Consider the following 1,815-nt stretch of genomic DNA (forward strand, 5'->3'; position numbering starts at 1 on the left):
TTGGTGGGGGCGGTGACCATGCGCCCGCCGGCGGCATTCTCCTCGTTGACCGCCAGGGCGTAGAGGTTGACCCAGTCCATGGCCGACATGGTGGAGGCGATCAGCGAGTGGTCGTCCTCGCTGGCCAGCATGCGCTGGTACAGCACCTTGGCGCGACGCTTGACGTTAAGCCCACCGGGCAGGATGCCCTCGGCCTCCATGCCCTTCCTGACGCACGCCTGCATGGCCGCCCAGATCGTCAGCAGGCCGTCGCGAATCTGGGCCTCGCTGCGCCACGCCTTCTCGTTCTCCAGCATCAGCTCGCTGATGCGCAGGCCGTTTTCCCGGCACATGTGCAGCAGGTCGTCGCCGGTCTGGAAGTCGTAGGGCAGCTCGGTGGTATCGCTGTCGAGCTCGCCCCGTTCGGCCTGGGCCGCATCGATGACGAAGCCGCCGCCCACCGAGTAGAAGGTGTTGCGGTACAGCTCGCCGCCGTGGCCGTGGGCGATCAGCCGCAGGGCGTTGGGATGGTGGGGCAGGCTCTCCTCGAGCAGTTGCATGTCGCGGGCCCACAGGAAGGGCACGCTGTGGCGGCCATCCAGCAGCAGCGCCTCGGCCTCCTGCAGCTCCTCGATGCAGGGGGCGATGACTTCCGGGTCGATGCGGTCAGGCCGCTCGCCCATCAGCCCCATGATCACCGCACGATCGGTGCCGTGGCCGATCCCGGTCGCGGAGAGCGAGCCGAACAGCTGCACCTCGAGGCGCGCCACCCGCGTCAGCAGCTCGCACGCCCTCAGCTCGTCGACGAAGTCACAGGCGGCCCGCATGGGCCCCACGGTGTGTGAGCTCGAGGGCCCGACGCCGATCTTGAACAGGTCGAAGACGCTGATAGACATGTTGCACCACCCTGGGCTACCTGCCGCCCTGTTGTTGTTGTTGACTGAACGCTTGAGTGAACGGTTGATGGAAGGCCTGACCGAGCCGCCGAGGGTCGCCCCACCCTGACAGCATAGGCAGCCTCTCTAGCCGCGGTAGTACCCCGGGGTGACGAAGGGCGTCTTGCTGACCACCATCGGCAGACGCTTGCCGCGCACCTCGGCGAAGACCGTGGTGCCGAGCTCGGCCTGGGCCACCAGCACATAGCCCATGGCCACCGGCTTGCCCACGCTGGGGCCGAAGCCGCCGGAGGTGACGATGCCGATCAGGCTGCCCTCGCCATCGTAGAGCTCGGTGCCCTCGCGCACCGGGGCGCGCCCCTCGCCCAGCAGGCCGACCCGCTTACGGCTGTGGTCCTTGGCCTCCACCTGGTGGAGGATCGCCTCGGCGCCGGGGAAGCCGCCGGGGCGCTCGCCGCCATGGCGACGCGGCTTGCCGATGGCCCAGATCAAGCCGCCCTCGACGGGTGTAGTGGTGGTGTCGATGTCGTGGCCATAGAGACAGAGCCCCGCCTCCAGGCGCAGCGAGTCCCGCGCGCCCAGGCCGATCGCCTCCACCTCCGGCTCCGCCAGCAGGCGGCGGGCCAGCGCCTCGCTCTGGTCCGCGGCCACCGATATCTCGAAGCCATCCTCGCCGGTATAGCCACTGCGGCTGACCCAGACCGGGATGCTCGCGATCTCGAAGTGACCGTGCTGCATGAAGATCATCTCGCAGGCCTCGGGGCAGAGGCGGGTCATGACGTCGGCGGCCTGCGGACCCTGCAGCGCGAGCAGGCCGCGGTCGAGCACCTCGATCTCGTGGCCTTCGGGCAGGTGCGCGCGCAGGTGGGCGATGTCCTGCTCCTTGCAGGCGGCGTTGACCACCAGGTAGAGGTGGTCGCCGGCGTTGACCACCATCAGG

General features: G+C 69.0%; 2 protein-coding genes. Both read right to left on the reverse strand.

Annotation, left to right across the window (positions count from 1 at the left end):
- Positions 1-875, reverse strand: an 875-nt coding sequence (locus IBX53_RS15995; RefSeq protein WP_290911339.1) for an L-serine ammonia-lyase, incomplete at its 3' end; no start/stop codon positions are given.
- Positions 876-1,001: 126 nt separating this feature from the next.
- A partial coding sequence (locus IBX53_RS16000) for a glycine cleavage T C-terminal barrel domain-containing protein (RefSeq protein ID WP_290911342.1) occupies positions 1,002-1,815 on the reverse strand: 814 nt, incomplete at its 5' end.

This window comes from Halomonas sp., from assembly GCF_014859505.1.
GTDB lineage: Bacteria > Pseudomonadota > Gammaproteobacteria > Pseudomonadales > Halomonadaceae > Halomonas.